This is a genomic window from Roseisolibacter sp. H3M3-2 (assembly GCF_029211165.1).
In the GTDB taxonomy this organism is placed as follows: Bacteria; Gemmatimonadota; Gemmatimonadetes; order Gemmatimonadales; family Gemmatimonadaceae; genus Roseisolibacter.
This window is the reverse complement of sequence record NZ_JARGEK010000682.1, coordinates 1-1,061: the sequence shown is the minus strand read 5'-3', so window position 1 is coordinate 1,061 and position 1,061 is coordinate 1. Positions and strand designations below refer to the sequence as shown.

The following is a 1,061-nucleotide window of genomic DNA, read 5'->3' as shown; positions in this document are numbered from 1 at the left end:
GGGTCGCGCGGCGGGCGCGGCGCGCGCGCGGCGAGGCGCAGCGTGTCGCCCGAGACGCGCCCCGCGCCGCGCACCTTGTTCAGGTCCAACACCACCGTCGGCGGGCGCCCGCGCAGGTAGATGCGCTCGGCCGCGCGCGCGCGCTGCAGCGCCGCGATCGCGAGGCGCATCGGCGGGATCGCGGCGCGCGGCTCGCCGATCTCCAGCGCGCGCCCCGCGTCCCACATGTGGTTGTAGGCCTCGAGCAGCGGCTTGTTCACTGCCAGCACCGGCGACTCCCCCGCCTCCGCCGTCGCCGCCGCCGAGGCGGCGTTGGTCGCACGGTCGGCGGCCGCCACCAGCTGCTCGGGGGTGAGGACGGGGAGCGGCTCGCCCGAGCCGTGCTGGTGCCCGTCCCCCTCGAAGTGCGCGTGCTCCCCCTCGCCCTCGCCGATGCGCGCGAACACCGCGTCGCCCACCCGCTTGCGGAGCCGCGCCTGGTCCTGCGCCAGCTTGCGCGACTCGCGCGTGACCGCCTCGCGCGGCAGCGGGTTGCGACGCGCCTGCGCGCGCGCGACCAGCGCCTCGGTGAGCTGCAGGATCATGCGCTGCCCGATCGCGGTCGTGTCGATCGGCGGCGGCGGCGCGCCCTCCACCGCGACCGAGTCGTACTCGCCGACGCGGGCCACGCGCAGCGCCCGCGTCTCCGACACGCCGAGCGCCGCGTCGGGCTGCGGCGGGGCGGCGGCCTCGGTGGCCGAGCGCGCGGTCGCGGTATCGACGGCCGACGGCGCGCGGCGCCCGGGGCGCCCGTCGTGCGCGACCGCGCGCAGGTGCACCACGTCCCCGGGCTTGAGCGCGAGGGCGGAGAGGTCGAGCGTCGACGCCAGCGCGCCGCGCCGCGCGCCGCGCAGCGCCGCCGCGCCCACGCGCCCGGCGCGGAAGGTGAAGCTCTCCCCCTCGCCCGACGACACGATGTACTCGAACGCGCCGTCGGCGAGCCCGAGGTCGTCGGCGAGCGCCGCGCTGAGCGCCAGCGCGCCGCGCCCCTCGCGCACCACCGTGTCGCGCGCCGGCGCGCG

General features: G+C 79.6%; 1 protein-coding gene. It reads right to left on the bottom strand.

What is annotated here, in order from left to right; all coding sequences use genetic code 11:
* The coding region (locus PYV61_RS25710; protein ID WP_275836736.1) for a hypothetical protein at nt 1–1,061 on the bottom strand (1,061 nt) is incomplete at both ends.